We start from the raw sequence: 23,396 nt of genomic DNA, 5'->3' as shown, positions 1-23,396 counted from the left end.
CCTGATTCTCCGGGGGTATCTCGCGTTGCGGCTCTACCTGACCGCGCTCAAACCCACCGATTCGGTGACCGATGGGTTCCTGCCCGCCGCCGAGGCCCTGGGCTGTCGTGTGACGATTCTCACCGACCAGCCGGAGCGGCATCCCGGTGCCGTCGAGTGCGACGTACGGGATCCGCGGGCGGTGATCGACGCGATCGAGCAGCTCGGCCGGCCGGACGCGATCTTCTCCAACTCCGACCACCTACAGGCGGAGACCGCGCTGGCGGCGGCCTATTTCGGGCTGCCCGGCAAGGACTGGCGGGCCTGCCTGGCGGCCAAGAACAAGTTCCTGATGCGCCGCCGGCTCGCCGAGGCGGGGGTCGAGCGGGTCTCGTCCGTACGGCTGGCGCCCGGCGACCCCGTGCCCGGCGACCTGCCGTACCCGCTGGTCGTCAAGCCGCGCGAGGGGGTCGCGAGCGAGGACGTGCTGCTGGTCGAGCGGGACCTGGCCGGAGCGGTGGCGAAGGTCAGGAAGCGGCGGCCCGGCGAGGCGCTGGTCGTGGAGGAATACCTGGAGGGGCCGCTGCGCACCCTGGAGACCCTTGGGGACGCCGAGGGGGTACGGGTGCTCGGCGGGTTCCGGACGACACTCGGGCCGTTGCCGCACTTCATCGAGGAGCGGCTGGACTGGACGCCGCCCGATGGAGTGCGAGAGCACGTTCTGGGCGCGTTGGCGGCGCTCGGGGTGGGGTTCGGCGCCTGCCACACCGAATACATCGTCACCCCGGCCGGGCCGCGCATCGTCGAGGTGAACTATCGGGTGATCGGCGACCACTGTGACTTCCTGCTGGCCGACGTGCTCGGGGTGCCGGTGTTCGAGTGGATCCTGCGGGTGCACCTGGGTGAGGCCGTGCCTGCCGTCCCGGATACGTCCCGTTACGGCAGCGCGGTCAGCCTGGTCGCCGATCGGTCGGGGACGATCACGGCGGCGCCGGGGGCGGAGGAGCTGGTCTCCCAAGGGGTACGACTGTGGCACCGGCCGCTTCGGGCCGTCGGTGATGTCGTCGAACAGACCCATACGAACCGCGACTATCTCGGCGTCCTCCGGGCCGTCGGTCCGGACCGGGCGCGGGTGGACGCGGCCATCGATGACTTCCGGGCTGCCAAGCCGTGGATCGTGGGATGAGCTCGCGCGACACTGCGGACCGTGGGATGACCTCGCGCGAGGCGTATTTGGCCGGGCGGGTGCTGGACGCGCTGCTGCGGGAGGACTACGGCGGGCTGTCGGCGCGGGTGGCCAGGAGCCGTGACGGCGTGGAGCTGGAGCTGGCCGGCGGGCGCCGGGTACGGCTGGTGCCCGGGCTGCTGTTCCAGGACTTCGTGGTCGGTCCCGACGAGCGGCTGGGGCTGGCGGAGGTGCTCGGCACGCTGGCCGAGGTGGCCGATCCGGCCGACGCGCCGGGGGTGGCGGCGTTCGCCGAGGAGTGCGCGCAGGCACTGGCGGCGCTGGAGCTGCACGACGTACACAGGGCCGAAGTGCTCGCCCGGCGGCCGTCCTACGAGTCGCTGGCGGCGTTCGTCGACCATCCGGTCTATCCGACCTCCCGGGCCCGGCTGGGCGTGCCCGCCGCCGCGCTGCCCGCGTACGCGCCCGAGTTCGCGCCGTCGTTCGAGCTGCGTTGGGCGGCCGTGCCGCGCCGCCTGCTGACGCCGGGCTCCACCACCGTGCCGACGCCGTTTCCGGCCCATCCGCACGCGACCCACGAGGTGCGGGCCGACGATCTGCTGTTTCCCGTTCATCCGCTCACCGTCGACGAGGTACGGAAGATCGACGGGGTGCGGCTGCTCGGCGAGCCGTGGCTGACCGTGCGGCCCACGCTGTCGATGCGGACCGTGGAGCTCGACGAGCGCACGCACCTCAAGCTGCCCCTGCCCACCAGCACCCTCGGAGCGCGCAACCGGCGGTCGATCAAGCCCGGCACCCTGCGCGACGGCGCCATGGCCGAGCTGCTGCTGCGGCGCCTGGCCGACCCCGACGTGCTGGTCGCCGACGAACAGACCTACGCGCACGCCGGGCACGAGTATCTCGCCTGGATGGTTCGGAGGCTGCCGGAGGGGCGGGTGGTGCCGGTCGCCGCGTTCAACGCCCCCGGCGTGCTCCAGGAGGTGGGCGACGTGCTGCCCGGCTATCTGCGCCTCCTGCTGCGCTGGAACGTACGGCTGTTCGTACGCTACGGCGTCGCCCTGGAGGCCCATCAGCAGAACCTGTCGCTGGTGTTCCAGGACGGGCGGATGAAACTGCTGGTCAAGGACAACGACGGGCTGCTGGCGTCCCCTTCGAGGCTCGCCGCGGCGGGTGTCGAGGTGCCCGCGTTCGCCGACGAACGGATGCTCACGGACGACCCGCACGCTCTGGCCGACGTGTTCGTGACCATCACGCTGCACCTGGCGGCGGCGGCCGTCGTGTTCGGGGCCCTGCCGCCCGACCGGGCCGCCGCCCTGCTGCGCGACACGCTGACCGAGGCGCTCGACGAGTACGGCGACGACCCCATGGCCCGGCTGCTGCGCGCCAGGACGCTCGAGGCGGCCAGGCTCACCGGCAAGTCGATGATCACCGCGGGGACTCTCGTGGCCAAGGAACGCTCCGGGGCGCGGGACATCAACAAGTTCTACGGCACCAGCGGGCCCAACTATCTGAGGAGAGCTTGAATGCACGGTCTGGTCCTCGACTCGCCGACCTCACCGGCCTCATCACCGGCCGCGCTGGCGGAGGAGGCGACGCTGGGCGCCCTGCTGCGGTGCTGTGTGCGGGAGGTGGCCGGGCCGCGCGGCCTGGTCTGGCCCGCGCCGCCGTACCTGCTGCTGAGGGTCGGGGGCACGCTGCTGCGGGTCCGTACGTACGGCGGAGCGGCGTTGCGCTTCGACGGCCGGCCTGAGCGCCTGGACCGTGGTGCCTGGCGGCCTCTGACGACCGACGAGCTGGTACGGCTGGCGGAGGCCGACCTGACCGGGCAGGCGGCGCCGGATTTCGACGGACCGGCACTTAACGGGCTGGCGTCCAATGGGTCGGCCGCCAACGGTGAGTTCGCCGGGCAGGTGGCCGCGAGCCGCGACGCGGTCGCCGCGATCCTGGCGGCCAGGGCCGTGGCCGTGGCGCCCGCCGATCCGTGGCTGGCCTCCGAGCAGGCGCTGGTCTACGGGCACCGGTTCCACCCGAGCCCCAAGTCGCGAGGTGGCGCCGACTGGCTGCGGTTCGCGCCCGAGGCGCACGCCGAGTTTCCCGTACGGCTGCTCGGCGTCCGCGCGGACGTGCTCGCCGAGGAGGGCGACGCCTCGGCCCTCGACCTGCTGGGCGAGGCGCCGTCCGGGTACCGGCTGCTGCCCGCCCACCCGTGGCAGCTGGACCTGCTGCGCCCCGCGTACGGCGCCGAGCTGATCGACCTGGGCCCCGGCCCGGTGGCCGTACCGACCTCGTCGGTGCGGACCGTCTACGCGCCCGCGGCGGAGTCGTGCCTGAAGTTCAGTCTCGATGTCCGGATCACCAACTGCGTACGCAAGAACGCCTGGTACGAGCTGGCCGGAGCGGTGGAGCTGACCTCCCGCCTGACGCCGGTGTTCGAGGCGGTCTCGGCCGCGCATCCGGGCACCCGCTGGCTGCCCGAGCCGGGCTACCGCTCCGCCGCGCTCGGCACTCGCCTGCTCGAAGGGCTCGGCGTGATCGTCCGGGCCAGCCCGTGGTCCGTGTGCTCCCCTGGGGTCACTCCGGTCCTTTCCGGGGCACTCGCGCTCGAAGCGCCGGCGGGCGATCCGCTCGCGTGGTGGACGGCCTATGTCTCGGTGGTGGCGCCGCCGGTGCTGGAGCTGTACTTCACGCATGGGGTGATCCTCGAACCGCACCTGCAGAACGTCCTCGTCGGCCTGGACCCCTCAGGGCTGCCCGTCGAGGCGGTCTTCCGCGACCTGGAGGGGACCAAGCTGGTCGCCGGCCGTCACTCGCTCGACGGCGTATCCGCGAAGGTGGCCGAGGCCCTGAGCTACGACGCCGAGCGCGGCTGGGCCCGCGTCGTCTACTGCCTGCTGGTCAACCATCTCACCGAGATCGCCGCCACGCTGGTGGGAGATGACGACGAGTTGCTGCGCGAGCTGTGGCGGATCGCCCGGGACGTGCTCGCCCGCCACGCCGGGGCGCTCGGCCGGCCGCTCCCGCTGTCCGATCTGCTGGCCGGCGCGCCGCTCCCGGCCAAGGCGAACCTGACGGTCCGCTGGTCCAGGGCCGCCGACCGGACCGCCGGATACGTCCCGATCGCGAACCCGCTCGCATGATCACGACGAGAGTCCGCGAAGCCGCCCTGCGGCTAGATGACGCGCCCGCCTACCTCTACGACCTGCCCGCGCTGCGCGACCACGCCTCGGCGGTACGGCAGGCGCTGCCCGGCGTCGAGCTGTACTACGCCGTCAAGGCCAATCCCGACACCGAGCTGCTCAAGACGCTGGCCGAGCACGTGGACGGCTTCGAGGTGTCGTCCGGCGGCGAACACGCCCACGTGTCAGCCCTCTTCCCCGGCGAACCCGACTCCCCCGGCGCGCCTGGCACGACCGGCAAGCCGCTGGCCCTCGGTGGCCCCGGCAAGACCGACGCCGAGCTGCGCCTGCCCTGCCACCGCCTGCACGTCGAGTCGCCCAACGAGCTGCGCCGCCTGCTCGCCACCGGCCGGGAGGCCGACGTCCTGCTCCGGCTCAACCCGGACCTGCCGGTCGAGGGCGCGGCGCTGACGATGAGCGGGCCGTTCGGCATGGACGAGGCGGGTGTACGCGAGTGCCTGCCGCTCTTCACCGACCGCGTACGACTGCGCGGCCTGCACACCCACCTGGCCAGCGGCCTGGACGCCCCGGAGCTCCTTCGGCTGGCCGAGACGCTGTTGGACACCGAGTACGACGAGGTCAACCTGGGTGGCGGCATGGCGGTCTCCTACGCCGCGCCGGAGTCCCGGTTCGACTGGGCGGCCTACGGCGCCGGGCTGGCGGCGCTGCGCCGGGCCGGGCAGCGGGTGCGGATCGAGCCGGGGCGGGCGCTTACCGCGTACTGCGGCTACTACGTCACCAAGGTCGTGGACGTGAAGCGGGTACGCGGGGAGGCGTACGCGATCGTGCTGGGCGGCACGCACCACCTGCGTACTCCTGTCACCAAGGGGCACGACCAGCCGTTCACGGTGCTGCCCACCGGCTCCGGTCCTGCTCTGGCGGATGAGTCGGTGACGGTGGTCGGGCAGCTGTGCACCCCGAAAGACGTTTTCGCTCGAAAAATCGGGACTTCGCTGCGAGTGGGGGACACAGTGGTGTTCGAGATGGCCGGGGCGTATGCCTGGAACATCTCCCACCACGACTTCCTGATGCACCCCAAGCCGGGCTTCCACTACCTGCGGGACTAGGCCCGTCACACGACGGTCTCGGCCCCTGTGCCGGTCTGTGGTGGCTGGTGTCCTTATGGAGGAGTACCCCCTTCGGGGGAGCGGAAGATGACGGCCCGTCGTGGCCGGGGTCCTTAGGAAGGGACCCCCTCCGGGGAAGGCGGAAGAAGACGGCCTGTCGTGGCTGAGGTCCCATGGGCGGGACACCCTCTCCGTGGGAGCGGGAGATGCCGGGCCCTAGGAGATGGGCACGGCCTCTATGAGCGCGACCAGGCCGTCGGCATCAAGCAGGTTCACTGGGCGGACGGTCTGGTTCATCCGGACATAGTGAAAAGCCGCCCCCACCCGCTCCAGCGGCACCGCCGCCAGGTGCGACCAGGCCAGCCGGTAGGCGGCCAGCTGCACCGAGGCGGCGCGGGCGGCCTTGCCGCGTGGCGGCGCGCCGGTCTTCCAGTCGACGACCTCGTAACGGCCGTCGGGCAGCTCGAAGACGGCGTCCATCCGGCCGCGCACCAACCGGTCGGCGATCATGGTCTCGAACGGCACCTCCAGGTCGAGCGGCCGGCGGCCGGCCCATTCGCTCTCCTCGAAGCGTTCCTGCAGCTCTGCCAGCCGTACGTCGGCCTCTTCCGGCTCGTCCACCAGGTCCAGGTCGAAGTCGTCGAGCAGACGCTGCTGGTCCCAGCGCGTCTCCAGCCACTTGTGGAACGACGTGCCGCGACGGGCCAGCGGCGCGGGCTTGACCGGGACGGGACGGCGGATCCTGCGGGCCAGCTCGCGGGCGTCCTCCGCCAGCGTGACCAGCGACGACACGGTCAGCTTCGAGGGCAGCTCGACGGTGGTGGAGCCGCGCCGCCGGTGCAGCTCGCGCTCGCGCAGCAGCAGGTCGGTGTCACGCTCCCAGGCGCGGACGCGTTCCTCCTCGAAGGCGCGCAGCGGCTCGTCCTCGGCGGGGGCGAGGCTGCCCGTCAGCGCGTCCTCGACCAGCCGCGCCCCGTCCAGCACCGACTCGTAGCGCAGGCCCTCCGGCGTGACCGGCCACACGGCCTCGGCGGGCTCGGCCAGCAGCGGGTTGGTCGTACCGGCCGCGAGTTCCGGCGCCCAGAACGCGACCCGGTCGCTGGTGTCGCGGATCTCCAGCAGGAAGTCCGACGGCTCCAGCGGTTTGGAGGCGCTCCCCCAGCGGTAGCCGGAGGCGATCAGGTGGTAGTGGGCCCGGGTGACGGCCACGTACGCCAGCCGCCGTTCCTCCATCAGGTCGCGGTCACGGCAGCCCTCGTCGAACGCGGCCAGCTCCTCCTTGGTGAGCCCCGTCAGACGCGGCAGGTCGGCGACGTCGCCGCGGAGCGGATAGGGGAGTTTGCGTGGGTTGTCGGTCCAACGGCTGTTCATGACCGGCGTCGCGGGGAACATGCTGCCGGTCGCGATCGTGCCCTTCGAGCTGACCAGCTGTGACAGTCCGGGCACGACCACGATCGGCCACTCCAGGCCCTTGGAGGCGTGTACGGTCATCAGCTTGACGCTGTTGCTCTCGCCGACCCGCCCGGCCTCCAGCCCGAACTCCTCGGTCTCGGCCGCCTGCAGATAGGCCAGGAACGCGCCGAGCGTCGGATCCTCCGCGTCCCCGGCGAACCTGGCGGCCGCGTCCTGGAAGGCGTCGAGGTCGGCCCTGGCGGCGAAGGCGCTGACCGTGCCGCCCCGGGCCGCCACCTCGATGTCGAGGCCCAGCCGCCGCTCCACCTCCGTGATCAGATCGGGGAGCGGCTGGGCGGTGTGCGCCCTGAGCTGCCGCAGCTCCTGCGCCAGCGCGACGAGCCGGGTTCTGGCCAGCGGCGAGAACGCCTCCAGCCACGCCTCCCTGTCGGGCAGCTCGTCGAGCGCGTCGATCAGGCTGCCGCGCTCCTCCGCCAGGTCGGCGACCACCTGGTCCAGCGGGTCCTGCTCATGGCGCGTCTCGCGGGCTTCGCGGGTCAGCTCCCTGGCGTACTCGCCCAGCACCCGCATGTCGGCGGGGCCGACCCGCCAGCGCGGTCCGGCCAGCAGCCGGGCCAAGGCGTCACCGGCGGTCGGGTCGTACAGGACTCTGAGCGTGGCGACGATGTCGTTGACCTCGGGCACGGTCAGCAGCCCGCCGAGACCGACCACTTCGACCGGGATGTCGCGCTCTTCGAGCGCTCTGCGCAGTGCGGGGAACTGCGACCGCTTGCGCGCGAGAATCGCCACGTCCTGGGGTTGTACGGCGAGCGTCTTCTTGCGTTCCTTCTCGCCCCAGGGCAGGCCGTCGGGTGCGACCTCCTGGCCGAGGATCTTGTGGATGCCGTCGGCGATCCACTTCGCCTCGTCCTCGGCGGTCTCGTGGAAGGCGCAGGTGACGCGCCCCCGGTCGACGCGGTTGGCGCCGGGGACGAGGACCGGCACCTCACGGGCCTCCATGCGGAGCGGCAGCTGCACGCGGGCGGCGACGTCGAGGACCCGGTCGCCGTTGCGGAAGCTGACGCTGAGCTGGCGTACCGGGGCCGGGTCGCCGGTGCTCGTCCTGAAGTCCTGGGCGAAGCGCCGCAGGTTGCCCGCCGAGGCGCCGCGCCAGCCATAGATGGACTGGCAGGGATCGCCCACCGCGGTGACCGGGTGGCCGTTGCCGTACAGGGATCGGAGCAGTACGAGCTGGGCGTGGCTGGTGTCCTGGTATTCGTCGAGAAGCACCACGGAGAAGCGGGATCGCTCGATCTCGCCCACCTCCCGGTGGCCGGCGGCGATCCTGGCGGCCAGCGACATCTGGTCGCCGTAGTCGATGACCTCCCGGCCGCGCTTGAGCCGCTCGTACGCCTCGACCAGGGGCAGGAGCTGTTTCCGCGCGGCCTGGACGTTGATCGGCTTGCGCTGGGCCACGGTCGTCCGGCCGGTCAGGGCGGCGTACCTCTCATCGAGCCAGTCGCCGATCCGCCGCACGTCGGAGGCGGTGCGCAGGTGCTCGGACAGCTCGCCGGCCAGCTCCAGGACGGCGGCCGTGACGGACGGCGGGCCGAGCTCGATCTTGTCCATCGGCCCGTCGTACATCGCCACCACCCGGGACGCCAGCTGCCATGAGACGGCGGGCGTGACCAGGCGCATGGTGGGTTCGAGGGCCTCGCGCAGGGCGTGGTCGGTGACCAGGCGGGCGGCGTAGGCGTGGTAGGTGGAGACGGTCGGCTCGTTGTCGAGCAGCCCCGGCTCGACCAGGCCGGCCTCGGCCAGGCCGTTGAGCCGTTCGCGGACGCGGGTGGCCAGCTCGGCGGCGGCCTTGCGGGTGAAGGTCAGGCCGAGCACGTTCTCGGGCTTGACCAGGCCGTTGGCCACCAGCCAGACCACGCGCCCGGCCATGGTCTCGCTCTTGCCCGAGCCCGCTCCGGCCATGACGACCATGGGTTCGAGCGGGGCCTCGATGACGCGGGACTGTTCGGAGGTGGGGGGCAGGATGCCGAGCTTCTCGGCCAGCTCGACGGGGTTCAGCACACCTGTCCCCCGTTGTCGTTGACGGGGCAGCTGGACCTGGCCGCGCAGGTGCGGCAGCCGTCGTTCACCTTGGCCTGGAAGAACGGGCCCGACATGCCGATCGCCACGGTGTCGACCAGGTCCTTGGCCCAGCCGGGGTTCTTGTCGTCGGCCAGCGCGCCCTGTGTCTGCTCCAGCGCGTCGTTCTTGCCCGCCGCCTTGCCGACCTGGACCAGCGCGGCGCCGCCCGGCTCGGTCATGCCGTGCCGGGCGAACGCGCCGAGGAGCGCGGCCAGCTGGTAGACGCCGAGTTGCGGGTGGCGGTCGAGCTCGCCCGCCTTGGGCTTCGCGCTGCCGGTCTTGAGGTCGATGATCACCGCGCGGTTCTCCGAGTCGCGTTCGACGCGGTCCACGCGGCCCTTGATCTGTACGCCGTCGGAGACCGTGGCGGTGAACGCCTCTTCGAGGGCGACGAGCTCGCGCGGGTTCTCCTGGTGCCAGCGCCAGAACTTGGTGATCATCTGCTCGGCCACCTGGCGCTGCTTGCGGTTGAACCAGACGCCGCCGAAGTCCAGCTCGTTCCAGATCTCGTCCAGGCGCTTGCCGAGCAGGTCCTCGCTGGGCAGGTCGGTGGCCGCGAGCACGGCCAGCGCGTGGATGACGGTGCCGAGGCCCTGGGCCGAGCTGGTGCCGGCGGCGCCGACGGCCGTCTCCAGCAGCCATCTCAGGCCGCACTTGGTGAAGCTCTCGACCGCCGAGGGCGAGATCCTGACAATGTCGTCGGGCCAGCTCAGGGGGCGGTCGTCGGTCATGGTGGTGAGGGCGTACCAGTCGTTGGGGTGTGCGCCCTGGACTCCGGCCGCGGCCAGGCGGGCGAGCTGGGTGGCGGCCTTGTGCCGGATTTTTCCCGATTTAGTGGGATCGGTCACTGCGCTGCGGAGGTCCGCCACGAGCGCGGACATGTTCAGCCACCGCGCCCGGTCGTCCACCGTGGCGGCCTCGACGGCGCCCGGCATGAGCTCGCTGAGGAACCTCGACGGCCGCTCGTCGGTGTCCTCCCCGCCGACGGCCGTGACGACCAGCCTGCGCCGGGCGCGGGTGGCGGCCACGTAGAACAGCCGCCGCTCCTCGGCCAGCAGCTTGGAGGCCAGCGACGCCGCGTTGGGCTTGCCGCCCTCGACCAGCTCGACGAGATCCTCCACGCCCAGCAGCGTGCCGCGCAGCCGCAGATCGGGCCAGACGCCCTCCTGCACACCCGCGACCACCACCACGTCCCACTCCAGCCCCTTGGACCGGTGGGCGGTCAGCACTCGTACGGCGTCACCGTCGGGCGCCCGCTCGGCCAGCGTGTCACCCGGGATCTCCTGCGCGGCCAGATCGTCCAGGAACACCTCGGGGCCCGCCTTGGGCATCCTGTCCACGAACCTGGCGGCGTGGTCGAACAGGGCGACCACGGCGTCGAGATCCCGGTCGGCCTGCGCCCCTCTGGCGCCGCCCGACAGGCTGAGCTCGGTCCACCTCTCGGCCAGGCCGCTCTCGTGCCAGACGGCCCACAGGACCTCCTCCGCGCCGGCGTGGTCGCGCACGGCCTGACGGGCGGCGGAGAGCAGCTTGGCGACGCGTTCGGCGGGGAGTGCCACGTGGGGCTCGATCCGGATCAGCTCCCGCGCGTCCTTGACGGCCGCGACCAGCAACTCTCCAGAGGTATGCGCTTGCGTGACCTCTTTCGCGGACTCGCTCCCGGACTCGGCACCCGTCGCCTCGCTGTTGTCGGGCGCGGCAACCGTCGCCTCGTTGTTGTCGGACGTGGCGGCCAGGGCCTCGTTCTCGGCGATCTTCAGCGCCCGCCGCAGCCGCCGTACGCCGATCATGTCGGTGCCGCCGAGCGGGCCGGTCAGCAGTTCCTCGGCCACCCCCTCGTCGAGCTCGCCCGCGTCGAGGGCGATCCTGAGCATCGTCAGCAGCGGGCGTACGCCGGGCTCTTGCGCGATCGGCACCTCGTCGCCGGCCACCATCGTCGGCACGCCCGCGCTGACCAGCGCGCGTCGCAGCAACGGCACCTGACGGGCCGCCGACCGGACGAGCACCGCCATCCGATGCCAGGGCACGCCGTCGATCAGATGGGCCCGCCGCAGCGTGTCGGCGACGACGGCCGCCTCCTGGCTGGTGCTGTCGGCCAGCAGCACGCGTACGTCGCCGTCCTCCATCTCGGGCAGCGACAGCAACTCGCGATGCCCATGGGGACGTCCGGCGGCTATGGCGTCCGGCATCGGCGCCGCGGGCAGCCGGTCGGCCACCCGCCTGGACGCCGCCAGCAGTTCGGCCCCGCTGCGGCGGCACATCCGAAGCGCCACCACCGGCGCGTCCCGCCCGTCACGGGCCGGGAACCGCTGCGGGAACCCCAGGATCCCCCGCACGTCGGCCCCCCGGAACCCGTAGATCGACTGGTCCGGATCGCCCACCGCGATCAGGTCACGCCCGTCACCGGCCAGCTGCTTCAGCAGGAACTCCTGCGCCGGATCGGTGTCCTGGTATTCGTCCACGAAGACCACGTCGTGCGCCGCCCGCTCCCTCCGGCGCACCTCCGGGTCGGCGAGCACGCCCGCCGCCGCTCTGATCAGCTCGGCGTAGTCGAGCGAGGGTTCGGGGTCGAGGTCGAAGCGCACTTCGTACCGCTCAAGGAACCGGCCGGCCGCCACCCAGTCCGGCCTGCCGTACTGCCTGCCGAGCTCCTGCAGCCGTGGGCCGCCGAGCCCGCGCTCGCCCGCGCGCGACAGGAAGTCGCGCAGCTCCTCCGCGAACCCGCGCGTCTTGAGCGGCTCGCGCAACGCGACCGGCCAATCGCGCGCGCCGTCCTCCAGCTCGCCGTGCAGCAGCCGCCGGATCTCCAGCAGTTGCTCGGGCCCGGTGAGCAGCCGCGGCGGCGTCTCACCCGCCAGCACCGCCTCCCGCCGCAGCAGCGCGTAGGCGTAGCTGTGGAAGGTGAGCGCCAACGGCGTCCTGGTCGTGCGGCGCAACCGTCCGGTGACCCGTTCGCGCAGCTCACCGGCCGCTTTGCGGCTGTATGTCAGGATGAGGACGCGTTCGGGATCCACCCCGCGCCGCTCGATCCGGTCGACCACGCTCTCGACGATCGTCGTGGTCTTGCCGGTGCCGGGACCGGCGAGCACGAGCAGCGGCCCACTCCGGTGCTGAACCACGGCACGCTGGTGCTCATCGAGCACAGGGGCCGCAACAGGTCCCCCGCTCCCACGCCGCACCAACCGCCAGGTCTGAGCACTCACAACACTAGATTCCACCAGACCACAGGGGTAGATCGTGCCGAGTTGACCTCTCTACCACGCGATCGGCCAACGCTATCGGCGGAAACGTCACCACACCCGATGACACGCCGCACCGGCCTGCCGTGGAATTTCGCGACATATCTTGACTCGGCGACGATGCGATATATCGTGACCTGTACCACAACGCTCCACTGCGGCAGAGAGGAACGACACGTCATGACCAAAACCGACAAGGGCTACAAGGGCATCGGCATGGAAGGCTCGATCGCCCGCTGGTATGCGAGAAACACCGGCAAGGACCCATCGAGGTTCGCGGAGCAGGCCCAACTGGTCCTGGAACACGCCCCGGCAGGCGGCGACATCCTGGAGGTGGCCCCCGGCCCCGGCCACCTCTCCATCAGACTGGCCAGAACCGGCCGCTACCGGGTCACCGGCCTCGACGTCAGCGCCTCCTTCGTCCAGATCGCCCGCCAGAAGGCCGCCGAGGCGGGCGTCCAGGTCGACTTCCGCCACGGAAACGCCTCGGCCATGCCCTTCGACGACGAGAGCTTCGACTTCATCGCCTGCTGCGCCGCCTTCAAGAACTTCTCCGACCCGGTCGGCGCCTTACGCGAGATGCACCGCGTCCTACGCCCCGGCGGCTCCGTCTACATCAACGACCTGCGCCGTGACGTCTCCAAGGAAGCGGTCGACGAGGACGTCGCCCGCATGGGCGTCGGCGCGGTCAACGCCGCCGTCATCCGCTACGTGCTCCGCTCGGTCCTTCCCCGGCGGGCGTACGACAAGAAGCAGTTCGCGGCCATCATCACCCACACGGACTTCCGGACGTTCAACATCCAGGAGACACCGATGTCTCTTCTTGTCGAACTCCACAAGTAGGGTTCCCAGATCTCGACCCGAGGCCAGAACCCCTCGCCCCGCAGCCGGACAAGGCACTCTTGGGATAACGATTACCCCTACGATCTCCGAACGACCCGCTAAGCGATGACCGTCCGTGCGATTATCGCACTATGAAGGATGGCGGAGAGTGGATCGGCGTGGGTGACCGCGTCCGCGAATGCCGGCTCGCGGCTGAGATGTCTCAGGAGCAGCTCGCTTCGGCCATGAATCTCGACCGCACCATGATCGCCAAAATCGAGACAGGCGTCCGTCGGATCGACGCGCTCGAGCTGGCCAAGCTTTCGGCCATCCTCAAGGTCCCGTTGAACTACTTTCTCAGCTCTCCCCCAGCGGTCGTGTCCCGTCGCACCGAGTTGGCCGACGACACCGTGACCGACGCCACCAGACAGTCCTACCGGTTGGAGATCGCCCTATCCACTTGGCTGTCCGACGTCCAACAGCTCATAGGACTCGGAGAATTGACCGCTCCGCACATCGAGCGATATCCCGGCGCCGTGGAGGACACCCTGGGCGCGCGTTCTGCGGCCACGTGGGCGCGCGGACGGCTCAACCTCGGGCTTGAGCCCATCGACTCGATGATGACCGTATGCGAGCGACTCGGTCAGCTGGTGGCCATCGTCGAGACACCCGGTGACGGGGCTTCCTTGGTTGAAGACGATATCGCCGTGGCGGTCGTCAGCAGCAACGGCGATCCGGGGCGCCGCCGCGCGACAGCGGCCCACGAGCTCGGGCATCTGATAATCGGTGACGAATACTCCTCGGACATCGGCGTCCACAGCTCGCGCGCCGAAAGGGAATCGATCATAGATTCCTTCTCCGCGGAATTACTGCTGCCCATCGGCGCGCTCACCGAGTGCCTCCCCGCCGACACGACCACGAAGCGGGATGTGTTGATCACGTTCGCCGCGAAGTACCGGACATCGTGGTCGTTGACCCTTCGTCAGGCAACCGAGGCCGGCCTCATCGACAGGGAAACCGCCAAAACACTGCGTCAACGCAATCCGACGCGGGCCGAGCTGATGGAAGCGGTCGGATGGGCTCCACAGCCGGATCTCGAGGCGGTTCTCGTGCCGCCGCGCTACGCGCACGCCGTACTCCAGACCTTCAAGAACGGGCTCATTACGACATCCCGCGCGGTTGAGATGATGCGCGGCCAGATCTCCGCGGCCGACCTCCCTGCCCGCGATTACACGGACCTGGAGCCATGAACGGCGACGAGCCCGAACCCCCTTTGGTGTTCGACGCAACCTGTCTCAGCCATTTCTGCCGCGCCGAACGTTTCGATGTGCTGCGGGATCTACTGCTGGGTTCCACCTGTCTCACGACTCATGTCGTGCGCGAAGAGATACGACAGGGGCTGACAATATATCCGGCCCTCCGCAGCGCCCTGGACGCGGATTGGCTGGGCATCGCGAGACTTGACTCCTTCGAGGAACTCCAGTGTTTCGCCAGATGGGTCAGGCGCATCGGCTCCTCCGACAGAGACCGGGGAGAAGCAAGCGTGTTCTCAGCAGCCGAACTGTCCGGCGGAATCGCGATCACCGATGACAGGGAAGCCGTGCAGGTGGGCCGGACCCACGGTTTGAAAGTGCACGGCACCATCTGGCTGCTCGCCAACGCACGCCGCGACGGGAAGCTCACCGACGTATCGGCCGGGAATCTCATCGATGCCTTGCGCGCGACCAGCATGCGGTTGCCGTGTTCGGGATCGACGTTCGGTGCGTATATTCGCGCGTTCGATCCGCGCTGAGGCGACGTAGCGTCCACCGGGGCGGGGTATGGGTTGCCGGGGCTCCTGAAGTGGTCCTTAGCTTCCGCCGAAGAGTGGGCGTGTCCTTGGAGACCACTTTGCCCCTACCTTTGGGCGTGCCCCGACCGATCGTGCGAAGTCCTCAGAAGGAGGCGACGTGATCAGCATCCGCAAGCTCCGCCCGTCTGACAGAGCGGCTTGGGAGAGTCTGTTCCGCGCCTACATCGACTTCTACCAGCGAGTCGAACCGGACGAGATGTACGAGAGCGCCTGGCAGGAGTTCCAGGCGGACACGCGCCTACACTCCCTTGGGGCGACGCTGGACGGACGGCTTGTGGGCATCACGCATTTCTTGCCCCACGCCAGCACATCGGCGCCCGACACCGACGTCTGTTACCTGCAGGACCTGTTCACCGCTGAGGACGTACGGGGCAAAGGCGTGGCGCGCGCGTTGATCGCGGCCGTGACCGACTGGGCCAAGGACCATGGGTGCGGCCGCGTCTACTGGAACACCCACGAGTCGAACACCACCGCGCGGCGCCTGTACGACAAAGTGGCCGAGAACCGGGGCTTCATCAAGTACCAGATCGATCTGCTGCGATAGTGATTGATCGGGCGATCGGTCAGGCTTTGCGTCGAGCGGTGCAGCCGACCCCACCGCTCCCTCGGAGTCAGTGAGAGGACCCTCTCCCGTTCACCCGCCGCCTTCTACCTTCCGCCAAGGAGGCGGCGAAGCGTTCAAAAGGGACGCCCGAGCGGAGCGAGGACCCCCACGGGGTCGGCGCTGGCGCCGACTGGGAGGGCGCCTGAGTCCATTGCGCGAAGCGTCCCTTTTGAAGCCCTTTGCGAGTTAGGAGAAGAGGTGGTCCACGACTCGGGCCGTGGCCTTGCCGTCGTCCCTGGGGGCGAAGGTGGCGCGGAAGGCGTCGTAGCGGTCCGCGTGGGCCGCGGCCACCGAGTCGATCGAACGTAGTGCGTCGATCACCTCCGCCGACGTCGACAGCACCGGCCCCGGCGCCTGCTCCGGGAGGTCGATGTAGAGGCCGCGCTTCGATGAGTATTTCGCCAGGTCGTATCCGTAGAAGACGATCGGGCGGCCGGTGGCGGCGAAGTCGAACATGACCGAGGAGTAGTCCGTGACCAGCACGTCCGTTACGAGCAGCAAATCCGCCATATCGGGATAAGTCGTGACGTCGTGGGCGATGTCGGGGACGGCGGGCATGGCTTGCATGGGGTGGGCTCTGACCAGGAGTTCGTGGTCCGCGCCCAGTGCCTCGCGGGCCTTCGCCAGGTCGAGCTTCACCATCGCGTTCTTGCGGTCATAGTCTCGCCACGTCGGCGCGTACAGCACCACGCGCTTGCCCTCGACCAGGCCCAGCCGCTCCCGCACGGCGGCTGCCAGCGAGTCGCGGTCCGGCGAGGTGAGCACGTCGTTGCGCGGCAGTCCGCTCTCCAGGATCTCCCCCTGGTAGCCGAACGCGCGCCGCAGCACCGTCGTGGCCCAGGGCGACTGCGACAGCAGCACGTCCCAGCCGCGTACCTCGGCCGCCTGCCGGTGCCAGATCGGCGGGCGGGGGTCGCGGGTCATGTGCGGCTGGTCGTTGCCGATGCGCTTGGCCGGCGTGCCGTTCCAGGTCTGCACGACGACCTGGTCCTCGCGCGAGCGGAACCAAACCGGCAGAAACGCATTTGTCACGATAAATCGCGACCGGGCGAGCGCAGCGTGGTGCTCGCGGCTGCCGGCGCGTACCGAGGTCGTGCCCGGAGGTGGCGTGAACGCGCCGTCCTTGACGATCCAGATGTGCTCGCGGTCATCACCCCGCCGCACCCGCTCCTCGTAGATGGCCCGGACGCTGTCGGCGTAGAGGCGGCCGTCGTTGACCACGTAGACGGTCGCGTCGTTCAGCGGCTCGGTGCGCTGCGCCGGATAGAAGACCCGCCGCAGCACGTGGGTGCCCGCGACGCCCTTCTCGTCGGCCGGCCGCTCCTCTTCCACGGCCACCACCGGCACGTCGAAGCGCGTCGAGAGCATCCGGAAGGACCGCCCCTCGGACAAGCGCGGCTCCTCGTCGAGGCCGGGCAGCGCCGCGTGGTCCATGCGGACGGGGACGATCTCCCCGGACGGGTGCCGGAGCGACATGTTCCAGGTGCCGGACGACAGCGGCACCACCTCGCCGAAACGGTCCATCGACGCGGGCTCAAGGCGTATGGAGAACTGGTCGCCCGTACGCTCCATCGGGACGTGGTAGGACAGCCCCGACCGGTGGCGCAGCGTCAGCACGCGCGGCCCGGTCGCGTCGGGGTAGTCGCCACGCAGCACCAGCGTGAGCCCCTCCCACACCGCCGAGGTGATCACCGGGCGGATGCGGTGCGCGGAGACGAGCACGCGGTCGCGCCGGTCGCCCAGCACGGTGATCTCGCGGTCTCCGGAAGGCATCCTGGTCTCCACCAGGTCGGCCAGCATGACCGACGCGGCGGGATCGCCCTTCGGCTCGACCCAGAGCCGCCGGCCGTCCTTCTCCTGAAGCAGGGCGGACACGGCCTGGCTGATCAGCACCTCGGTGCCGTTGGCCACCGGCGTGAACTCGGCGGCCATGCGGTGTCCGCCCAGCCGGGCGTGGCCCTTGGTCACCGTACGGCCGGCCAGGAAGATCTTCAGCTCCAGGCGGTCGCCCTCGACGGAGACCCCGGCGAGCTCGGCGCGGTTGGGCTGGAGCACGACCTGCAACGCCCGGTCGGAGGTCCACACCGGCCTGGCCCACCAGCCCGGCCGCAGCTTGAGCCCGGCCGGACGCTCGGTGCGGCCGGGGGACGCACCACGCAGCAGGCCCGTCGCCCGCGCGCCGCGGCTGTAGAAGACGATCTCGGCCCGCCACGTCGTGGTGTCGTGGACGGCGGGCCGGTGGCGCATCCGCCTGCGTACGGCGTGCACCAGGCCGCGCACGGCTCCGCGCCAGCGCAGGGACCACGGGCTGAGGTCGGCGGTGAACCCGGACCAGTCATAGTTGCAGCCGGGCTCGCGCGCGCCGTGCGTGGCCTCGGGAGCCAGCACCCGGCGCGTGCGCAGCCGCACCGGAGGCAGCCAGCGCGGCCCGCGCAGCACCACGGTCGCCCAGTTGAACCGGCGGCTACGCACCGACAGGCCCGCCAGGTAGGCGAAGCCGGTGACGCGCAACTTGCCGTTGACCCACACGATGTCGTCGATGTGGGTCACGGGCACCAGGTCGGCGCGCCGCAGCCGGTAGAGGTCGGCGGGGAGCTCGTCACGGAAGGGCAGGTCGGCGTACCAGCGCAGACCCGCGCGGATCCGCTTGGACGGCTCGGCCGCCGCCGCCACGACCTTGGTGAGCGTTTCGCCGTCGACGAGCTCGTCGTCCGGGCGATGCTCGATAAGGTGGCAGATCAGGCGCCGCGCGACCGGCAGGTCACGCTTGACGCCCGCGTCCACGGCCGCCAGGTAGGGGCGCAGCAACGTGATGAGCTCACGCCTGCGCGCAGCCCCGCGCTTGACGGCCAAGTCCATCCGCGCGCCCAGCGGTCCGCTGAGCGCCTCGGTGTCGAACGCCGAGTCGCGTCCGCCCGGTCCGACGGCCTTCATGACCGCGTCGAGCGGCTCACCCCGGTCACAGAGATCCTGGACAGCCTTCAGGCGATCGGCGATCAGATCGCCGCCCTGACTCAGGGCTGTGACGCCGGTTGCCATCGGTAAGGCACCGCCTTTCGAACCGCCATCACTGGTTCATGCCATGGTAAGGGGACTAACGTGCAACGGATTCGCCTAACGCGCGAATCCGCTGGTCAAGCTCGTTTCTGAGAATCGGCTGAACGACCGTCCCAGCGTGCCTGGCGCATGTCGACGCGCTCACCGCGGAGGGGGGTGCCCTCCTCGCGCCAGTGCTCCAGACAGCGTTGTACGTGGTCAGGGGCCGCGCCGGTGCCGTCGGAGTGCACCACGCGCCACCACGGCACGCCGCCGCCCCAGGTCGACATGACCTGCCCGACCTGACGTGGCCCGCCCTCGCCGAGATATTCGGCGATGTCGCCGTAGGCCATCACCATGCCCGGCGGGATGGACTCCACCACGTCGAGGACCCGTTCGGCGAACGGGTTCATGGAGTCCATGCGTTGGGCCCCGCCTCGATCATCTCGTGGAGCTTGCCGATCTCGACCACCGAACCGCCGGCTACCAGCTCCACGATGCCGTCGCGCAGCGTGTAACTCTCGCCGTCTTCGCCGACGAGCCTGGCGCCGAGGGCGGCCGCCAGCAGGACGAGCTGCGCCACTTGCCAGTCGGAGCCCGGCTCGCCGATCACCTGATCGCGCCAGTGCCCCACGACGTGCGTGTCACCGGCGTGTCCGGTGACGATCTCGTCCGACCCGCGCAGCCCGAAACCGGCCGGCGCGATCGCCTTCGCGAGCTCGGAAAACGCCAGAGGCGCCTCACGAACCACGCGCAGCTCGTATCCCATGACGCGCGACCATAGCGGATCTTTACTCTCTACGCTGATTGAGCACGATGATGGCCCCGCAGAACATCACCAGCGCCAGCAGCACGCCCCCTCCGTAGAGCCACAGCCGCCACGGATCGGGCCCCGGGCGCGACGGCCCGGGCGAGTCCTCGCCGACGCCGAAGTGCCGGTCGTCGGGCACGGTGACCTCGCGCTGCTCCCCGGCCAGCCGTTCGGCCGCGTTGAGCGCGGCACCGGCGTCGACCACCCCGAATCCGGACTTGTCGTCATAACCGGCTGCGGGCCGTCCGCGCGCGCTCGCGGCCAGGGCCTGCGCGACCTGCTCGGGAGCCATGGCGGGATAGCGCGACTTGACCAGCGCGGCCACCCCGGCCACGAGCGCGCTGGCCGAGCTGGTGCCCTCCGACAGTTCGTAGCCGCCCTTGCGCTTGACGACGGGCACGCCCACTCCCGGCGCGGAGACAAGGACGGACAGGTTGTCGCTGCTGAACGTCGCGCCCTTGCCCTGCTTGTCGACGGCCGCCACGCCGATGACGCCCGAATAGCCCGCGGGGAAGCTCCAGAACGAGGTGCCGTTGTCCTTGGCGTACTTGGTCTGCCCGTCGTTGCCTACGGCGGCGACCAGCACGACGCCCTTGCCGAGCGCGTAAGAGACGGCCTCGCGCTCGGACTTCAGCGGCCCGTAAGAGCCGATCGACATGCTGATGACCTTGGCGCCGTGGTTGGCCGCGTAGCGGATGGCACGGGCCAGCGGGCTCTCCAGCGCGCTCTGCTCCTCCTGCTGGGGGTCGATGGTGCCGGCGCCGGGATCCTCGTCGACGGGCAGGGCCAGGGAGAGGATGCCCGACTCCGGCGCCACGCCGATCAGCCCGTCGTCGGCCCCGGACCCGGCGATGAGGGCGGCCATCGCGGTGCCGTGCCTGCCGGGCTTGGCCTGGCGCTGGACGGTGGCCTCGGTCATGTCGGGACCGGCGGTCACGCGACCGCGCAGCTCCTTGAGCTTGCCGTCGACCCCGCTGTCGACCACGGCCACGGTGACGCCCTTGCCCTTGGTGACCGTCCAGGCCTGCTCGACGTTGAGCGCGTCGAGCACCCACTGCTGCTGCTCCCGGACGGGGGCGGCCGCCGGGGCGTGCAGCATGACCAGGGCGGCGGTCAGCGCGCGTAGGGCGGTCAGCACACGTTCCCCTGAGTGCAGGGCGGAACCTTCGGCGGGTCCGCCAGGAAGTAGGCGATCTGGTTGCCGATCGACTTGCCCGCCGGCCACAGCTCACTGTGCAGGATCTCCTCGGGCGGGATGGCCGCCCGGGTCCTGCCGTCGGTGTAGCCCGCCGTCGAGAACACGATGTACGGTCCGGCGCCCACCCAGCCCGTACGCTGGCGCTGGTCGACCCCGAACCGCTCGGTCACCGTGCCGGGGAAGGCCACGGGCAGCACGCCGACCCGGTCGTCCTGGGTGAGCTGCTCCGTCGCCGAGAGCCTGGAGTCCTCGTCCTTGAGTACGGCCACGCCGACCGTGAAGACGAACATGGCCGTCTGATCCACGTAGGTGGCGCGGAGCATGGTCACGCATCCGTGGTCGTCGAGGACGCCCGCCACGGACGGGTCGACGCCCTTGCCGCATTCGGTCTCGGGGGCGATGCCGACGCGCCGGGCGTACTGCTGGGCCTTGTCGAGCCCGACGTACTTGACCTCTTCGGGGAAGACGTCGGTGGCGGGCCACGCCTGCCAGCGCCTGGCGATCTCCTCTTGTTTGTACTGGTTCTGCTCGGCGGCGGTCAGCGGGCGGGACCGGGTCTCCTCGAGCAGCCCGATCGTGCCGAGCAGCACGAGGACGGCCGAGGCGACCACGATGGTGCCGACCAGCGTCACGAACAGGCGGCGGAAGCGCACACCCTGCCGGAGCACGGCCTGCTCCACCCGCTCCTTGCTCGCCAGCCTGTCGCGGCCGGTGGCCGCCGGCCAGGAGCGCACGCGAGAACGGCGGCCGGCTGGAGCGCCGAGCGGGTTCCTTCGTCCCGATGTGGCTCCCCCGGCGCGCGGCAACCCTGAGGTGGACCTACGTGCCTTCACCACCGCCTCGTTCCCAGGCTCGGTTCGTGTCTATTTCGTCCCCCTTGGCGGGCGGATCATGCGTCTTGCCCATTCTGAGCGCGACGCACGCGTCTGACCAGGGCGAATATCGCCCACATGGAGGAGAGCGCGCCAAGGGCGGCCGCCAAGGCGATCGTCCCATAGACCTTTACGCGCGCTTGGTCCCTGTTGACGACCTCGATCCGGCCCGCCGATCCGCCGGCGAGCGGCCGGGCGGGGTCCTGCGCCTGCTCCCCCGCGGCCGTCTCGGTGTGCTTGGCGAGCCGGGCCGCCTCGGCGAGCGCCTTGGCGGCGTTGACCACGCCGAAGCCGGTGCCTGTGTCGTAGCCGCCCGGTGGCCGGTCGGTGGCGCTCGCCGTCATGGCCCGCGCGACCAGCGGCGGCGACATCGCCGGATATTTGGCCTTGATGAGGGCGGCCACTCCGGACACCAGCGCGGTGGCCTGCGAGGTGCCCCTGCCGACCCAGTACTCGTCGTCGGGGCCCGCGCCCATGATGTCGACGCCGGGCGCGGCCACCAGCACCGATGAGTTCCAGTTGGAGAACGTCGCCCGCCGCAGCCGCCGGTCCGTCGCGCCCACGGACACGACGCCGGGGAAGGCGGCCGGATAGGAGAAGGGGGCGAATCCCGTCTCATCGGGCTTGCCCGCGCCGTCATTGCCCGCGGCGGCGACCAGCACGACGCCCTTGGAGATCGCGTAACGCACGGCCGCCCGCTCCTCCTCGGTCGCCAGATCCTTGGAGATCGACATGTTGATCACGCGCGCCCCCCGATCGACCGCGTAGCGAATGCCTCTGGCCACCACGTTCTCGAAGCGCACGGCGGTGTTGAACTCCCTGAACCCCGGCTCCTCGTCTTCCAGTATCACCCGGACCGACAGCAGCCGCGCCTTCGGAGCCACGCCGATCACGCCGAGCCTCCCCCCGTGTCCGTGGCCATGCCCGGCGATCAGCGAGGCCATGTACGTGCCGTGCAGGCGACGCGGCGGCACGTCCGGCGGGTTGGCGCCCTCGGTGAAGTCCTTGCCCACGGTCACGGAGCCGGCCAGGTCGCGGTGACCGGGATCGACGCCCGAGTCGAGCACGGCCACCGTGACGCCCGCGCCCTTGCTGATCCGCCACGCCTTCTTCAGCTCCAGCGTGCTGATCACCGGCTCCTGACCGCCGCGCACGTCGTCCGCCAGTGCGGGCGCGGCGTTGAAGAGCCCCAGCGCGGACCCGGCGCTGAAGAGGAGCGTCGCCGTGATGAGCACGGCCGCGCGGGTCAGCACCGCCACTCCTGGGAGGCGCAGTCGGGCATCCGCGGCGTGCTCAGGTCGGCCAGGATCCGCTCGGAGATCTCGCCGGCGAAGGCGAAGATGGCCGGCCGCTGCTCACCGACCGTGCGCGCCGGCCGGCCGTCGACCTGGCCCGCCGTGGTCAGCACGAGGTACGGGCCGGCCTGGCGTACCGAGCCGGCCTGACGTACGGAAGGGGTGAAACGGTCGGAGATCGTGTCCTGGAAGGCCACGGGCCGCAGGCCGGGCACGGGGGCGCCGGCGGCGGGGAAGGCGGACTTGGCGCGTACGGCCTGGGGCTCGTCGGGCAGGGCCACGACGCCGACGGTGACGAGCACGCCCCGCAGAGCGTCGATGTAGGTGGCGCGCAGCACCCCCAGGCAGCCCGCCTTGCGCAGGGCCTTGGCGGCTTTGGCGTCGACGGAGTCGGCGCAGGTGACGGCGGGTGAGATGCCGATCCGGCTGGCACGTTCGCGGCCGCCCTGCTCGGCGGAGTAGGGCAGGCTGGCGGGGAAGATGCGCCCGCTCGCCCAGGTGCGCCACCGCTCGGCGACCTCGCGCCTGGCCGCCGAGTGGAGTTCGGCCGGGCTCGGGCCGCGGGACAGCTCCGCGCCCGCCGCACTGGCCGCGACCCCGGCGGCGACCGCGCAGACCATCGTCAGCACGGAGGCCGCCACGAGAGCGGGCCAGGGGCGAGCGTCGTCCACGGCATCGACCTTAATGCGGGCGACCGGCCGCCATCCGCAGAAAGCAGACGCCAGTGG

17 protein-coding genes are annotated in these 23,396 nt (G+C 70.8%); 8 read left to right on the top strand and 9 right to left on the bottom strand.

The features are described from left to right. Nucleotides 1-25 precede the first annotated feature (25 nt). Genes ACQP2T_RS09215 through ACQP2T_RS09200 form a run of 4 tightly spaced genes read left to right on the top strand, consistent with a single transcriptional unit; the run spans nt 26 to nt 5,408 of the window. Nucleotides 26-1,165 carry an ATP-grasp domain-containing protein gene (locus ACQP2T_RS09215; protein WP_433515749.1) on the top strand — a complete coding sequence of 380 codons (1,140 nt, stop codon included), beginning with the start codon at nt 26-28 and terminating at the stop codon, nt 1,163-1,165. Beyond that, nucleotides 1,162-2,688: an IucA/IucC family protein gene (locus ACQP2T_RS09210; protein ID WP_433515748.1), complete on the top strand. Its 1,527-nt coding sequence runs from the start codon at nt 1,162-1,164 to the stop codon at nt 2,686-2,688. The genes ACQP2T_RS09215 and ACQP2T_RS09210 overlap by 4 nt, the downstream gene beginning before the upstream one ends. After that, entirely contained in the window at nt 2,689-4,302 is a 1,614-nt protein-coding gene (locus tag ACQP2T_RS09205; RefSeq protein WP_433515747.1) for an IucA/IucC family protein, read from the top strand. Further along, complete coding sequence (locus tag ACQP2T_RS09200) at nt 4,299-5,408, top strand: type III PLP-dependent enzyme (RefSeq protein WP_433515746.1); 1,110 nt, start codon at nt 4,299-4,301, stop codon at nt 5,406-5,408. The genes ACQP2T_RS09205 and ACQP2T_RS09200 overlap by 4 nt, the downstream gene beginning before the upstream one ends. 216 nt (nt 5,409-5,624) lie before the next feature. Here the strand turns inward: ACQP2T_RS09200 and ACQP2T_RS09195 are convergent, their stop codons facing one another. Both ACQP2T_RS09195 and ACQP2T_RS09190 read right to left on the bottom strand, forming a co-directional pair. Continuing rightward, on the bottom strand, nt 5,625-8,879 hold the full coding sequence (locus tag ACQP2T_RS09195) for an ATP-dependent helicase (RefSeq protein ID WP_433515745.1): 3,255 nt from the start codon (nt 8,877-8,879) through the stop codon (nt 5,625-5,627). Beyond that, the gene (locus ACQP2T_RS09190; RefSeq protein WP_433515744.1) at nt 8,873-12,082 is read right to left on the bottom strand and encodes an ATP-dependent helicase; all 3,210 of its coding nucleotides are present in this window, start codon (nt 12,080-12,082) and stop codon (nt 8,873-8,875) included. Before ACQP2T_RS09190 ends, ACQP2T_RS09195 begins: the two co-directional genes overlap by 7 nt. A gap of 276 nt (nt 12,083-12,358) precedes the next feature. Between ACQP2T_RS09190 and ACQP2T_RS09185 the strand changes: the two genes are divergently transcribed. The 4 genes from ACQP2T_RS09185 (at nt 12,359) to ACQP2T_RS09170 (ending at nt 15,396) form a co-directional block, all read left to right on the top strand. Next, complete coding sequence (locus tag ACQP2T_RS09185; RefSeq protein WP_433515743.1) at nt 12,359-13,021, top strand: class I SAM-dependent methyltransferase; 663 nt, start codon at nt 12,359-12,361, stop codon at nt 13,019-13,021. A 131-nt stretch (nt 13,022-13,152) separates the two neighbouring features. Then, nucleotides 13,153-14,250, top strand: coding sequence for a helix-turn-helix domain-containing protein (locus tag ACQP2T_RS09180; protein ID WP_433515742.1), 1,098 nt, complete (start codon nt 13,153-13,155; stop codon nt 14,248-14,250). Further along, nucleotides 14,247-14,792, top strand: a complete 546-nt coding sequence (locus ACQP2T_RS09175; protein ID WP_433515741.1) for a hypothetical protein — start codon at nt 14,247-14,249, stop codon at nt 14,790-14,792. The genes ACQP2T_RS09180 and ACQP2T_RS09175 overlap by 4 nt, the downstream gene beginning before the upstream one ends. 157 nt (nt 14,793-14,949) lie before the next feature. Continuing rightward, nucleotides 14,950-15,396: an N-acetyltransferase family protein gene (locus tag ACQP2T_RS09170; RefSeq protein WP_433515740.1), complete on the top strand. Its 447-nt coding sequence runs from the start codon at nt 14,950-14,952 to the stop codon at nt 15,394-15,396. A gap of 246 nt (nt 15,397-15,642) precedes the next feature. On the opposite strand, the gene ACQP2T_RS09165 is transcribed toward ACQP2T_RS09170, so the two are convergent. The 7 genes from ACQP2T_RS09165 to ACQP2T_RS09135 form a co-directional block, all read right to left on the bottom strand. Beyond that, nucleotides 15,643-18,495, bottom strand: coding sequence for a CDP-glycerol glycerophosphotransferase family protein (locus tag ACQP2T_RS09165; RefSeq protein ID WP_433515739.1), 2,853 nt, complete (start codon nt 18,493-18,495; stop codon nt 15,643-15,645). A 95-nt stretch (nt 18,496-18,590) separates the two neighbouring features. Next, nucleotides 18,591-18,914, bottom strand: a complete 324-nt coding sequence (locus ACQP2T_RS09160; RefSeq protein WP_433515738.1) for an MGMT family protein — start codon at nt 18,912-18,914, stop codon at nt 18,591-18,593. After that, on the bottom strand, nt 18,902-19,261 hold the full coding sequence (locus ACQP2T_RS09155; protein ID WP_433515737.1) for a hypothetical protein: 360 nt from the start codon (nt 19,259-19,261) through the stop codon (nt 18,902-18,904). Before ACQP2T_RS09155 ends, ACQP2T_RS09160 begins: the two co-directional genes overlap by 13 nt. Before the next feature lie 22 nt (nt 19,262-19,283). Further along, on the bottom strand, nt 19,284-20,441 hold the full coding sequence (locus ACQP2T_RS09150; protein ID WP_433515736.1) for a S8 family serine peptidase: 1,158 nt from the start codon (nt 20,439-20,441) through the stop codon (nt 19,284-19,286). Next, nucleotides 20,435-21,235, bottom strand: coding sequence for a hypothetical protein (locus ACQP2T_RS09145; protein WP_433515735.1), 801 nt, complete (start codon nt 21,233-21,235; stop codon nt 20,435-20,437). Before ACQP2T_RS09145 ends, ACQP2T_RS09150 begins: the two co-directional genes overlap by 7 nt. 155 nt (nt 21,236-21,390) lie before the next feature. Further along, the gene (locus ACQP2T_RS09140) at nt 21,391-22,626 is read right to left on the bottom strand and encodes a S8 family serine peptidase (protein ID WP_433515734.1); all 1,236 of its coding nucleotides are present in this window, start codon (nt 22,624-22,626) and stop codon (nt 21,391-21,393) included. Further along, nucleotides 22,620-23,339: a hypothetical protein gene (locus ACQP2T_RS09135; protein ID WP_433515733.1), complete on the bottom strand. Its 720-nt coding sequence runs from the start codon at nt 23,337-23,339 to the stop codon at nt 22,620-22,622. The genes ACQP2T_RS09140 and ACQP2T_RS09135 overlap by 7 nt, the downstream gene beginning before the upstream one ends. Nucleotides 23,340-23,396: the final 57 nt, after the last annotated feature.

It is taken from the genome of Nonomuraea sp. CA-143628, from assembly GCF_050942315.1.
Lineage (GTDB): Bacteria > Actinomycetota > Actinomycetes > Streptosporangiales > Streptosporangiaceae > Nonomuraea.
This window is presented reverse-complemented; position numbering and strand designations above follow the sequence as displayed.

Coding starts and splice junctions, on each gene's coding strand:
- ACQP2T_RS09175 (WP_433515741.1), top strand. CDS start 14,247: ATGAACGGCGACGAGCCCGAACCCCCTTTGGTGTTCGACGCAACCTGT.
- ACQP2T_RS09165 (WP_433515739.1), bottom strand. CDS start 18,495: ATGGCAACCGGCGTCACAGCCCTGAGTCAGGGCGGCGATCTGATCGCC.
- ACQP2T_RS09205 (WP_433515747.1), top strand. CDS start 2,689: ATGCACGGTCTGGTCCTCGACTCGCCGACCTCACCGGCCTCATCACCG.
- ACQP2T_RS09185 (WP_433515743.1), top strand. CDS start 12,359: ATGACCAAAACCGACAAGGGCTACAAGGGCATCGGCATGGAAGGCTCG.
- ACQP2T_RS09180 (WP_433515742.1), top strand. CDS start 13,153: ATGAAGGATGGCGGAGAGTGGATCGGCGTGGGTGACCGCGTCCGCGAA.
- ACQP2T_RS09200 (WP_433515746.1), top strand. CDS start 4,299: ATGATCACGACGAGAGTCCGCGAAGCCGCCCTGCGGCTAGATGACGCG.
- ACQP2T_RS09160 (WP_433515738.1), bottom strand. CDS start 18,914: ATGGACTCCATGAACCCGTTCGCCGAACGGGTCCTCGACGTGGTGGAG.
- ACQP2T_RS09210 (WP_433515748.1), top strand. CDS start 1,162: ATGAGCTCGCGCGACACTGCGGACCGTGGGATGACCTCGCGCGAGGCG.
- ACQP2T_RS09155 (WP_433515737.1), bottom strand. CDS start 19,261: ATGGGATACGAGCTGCGCGTGGTTCGTGAGGCGCCTCTGGCGTTTTCC.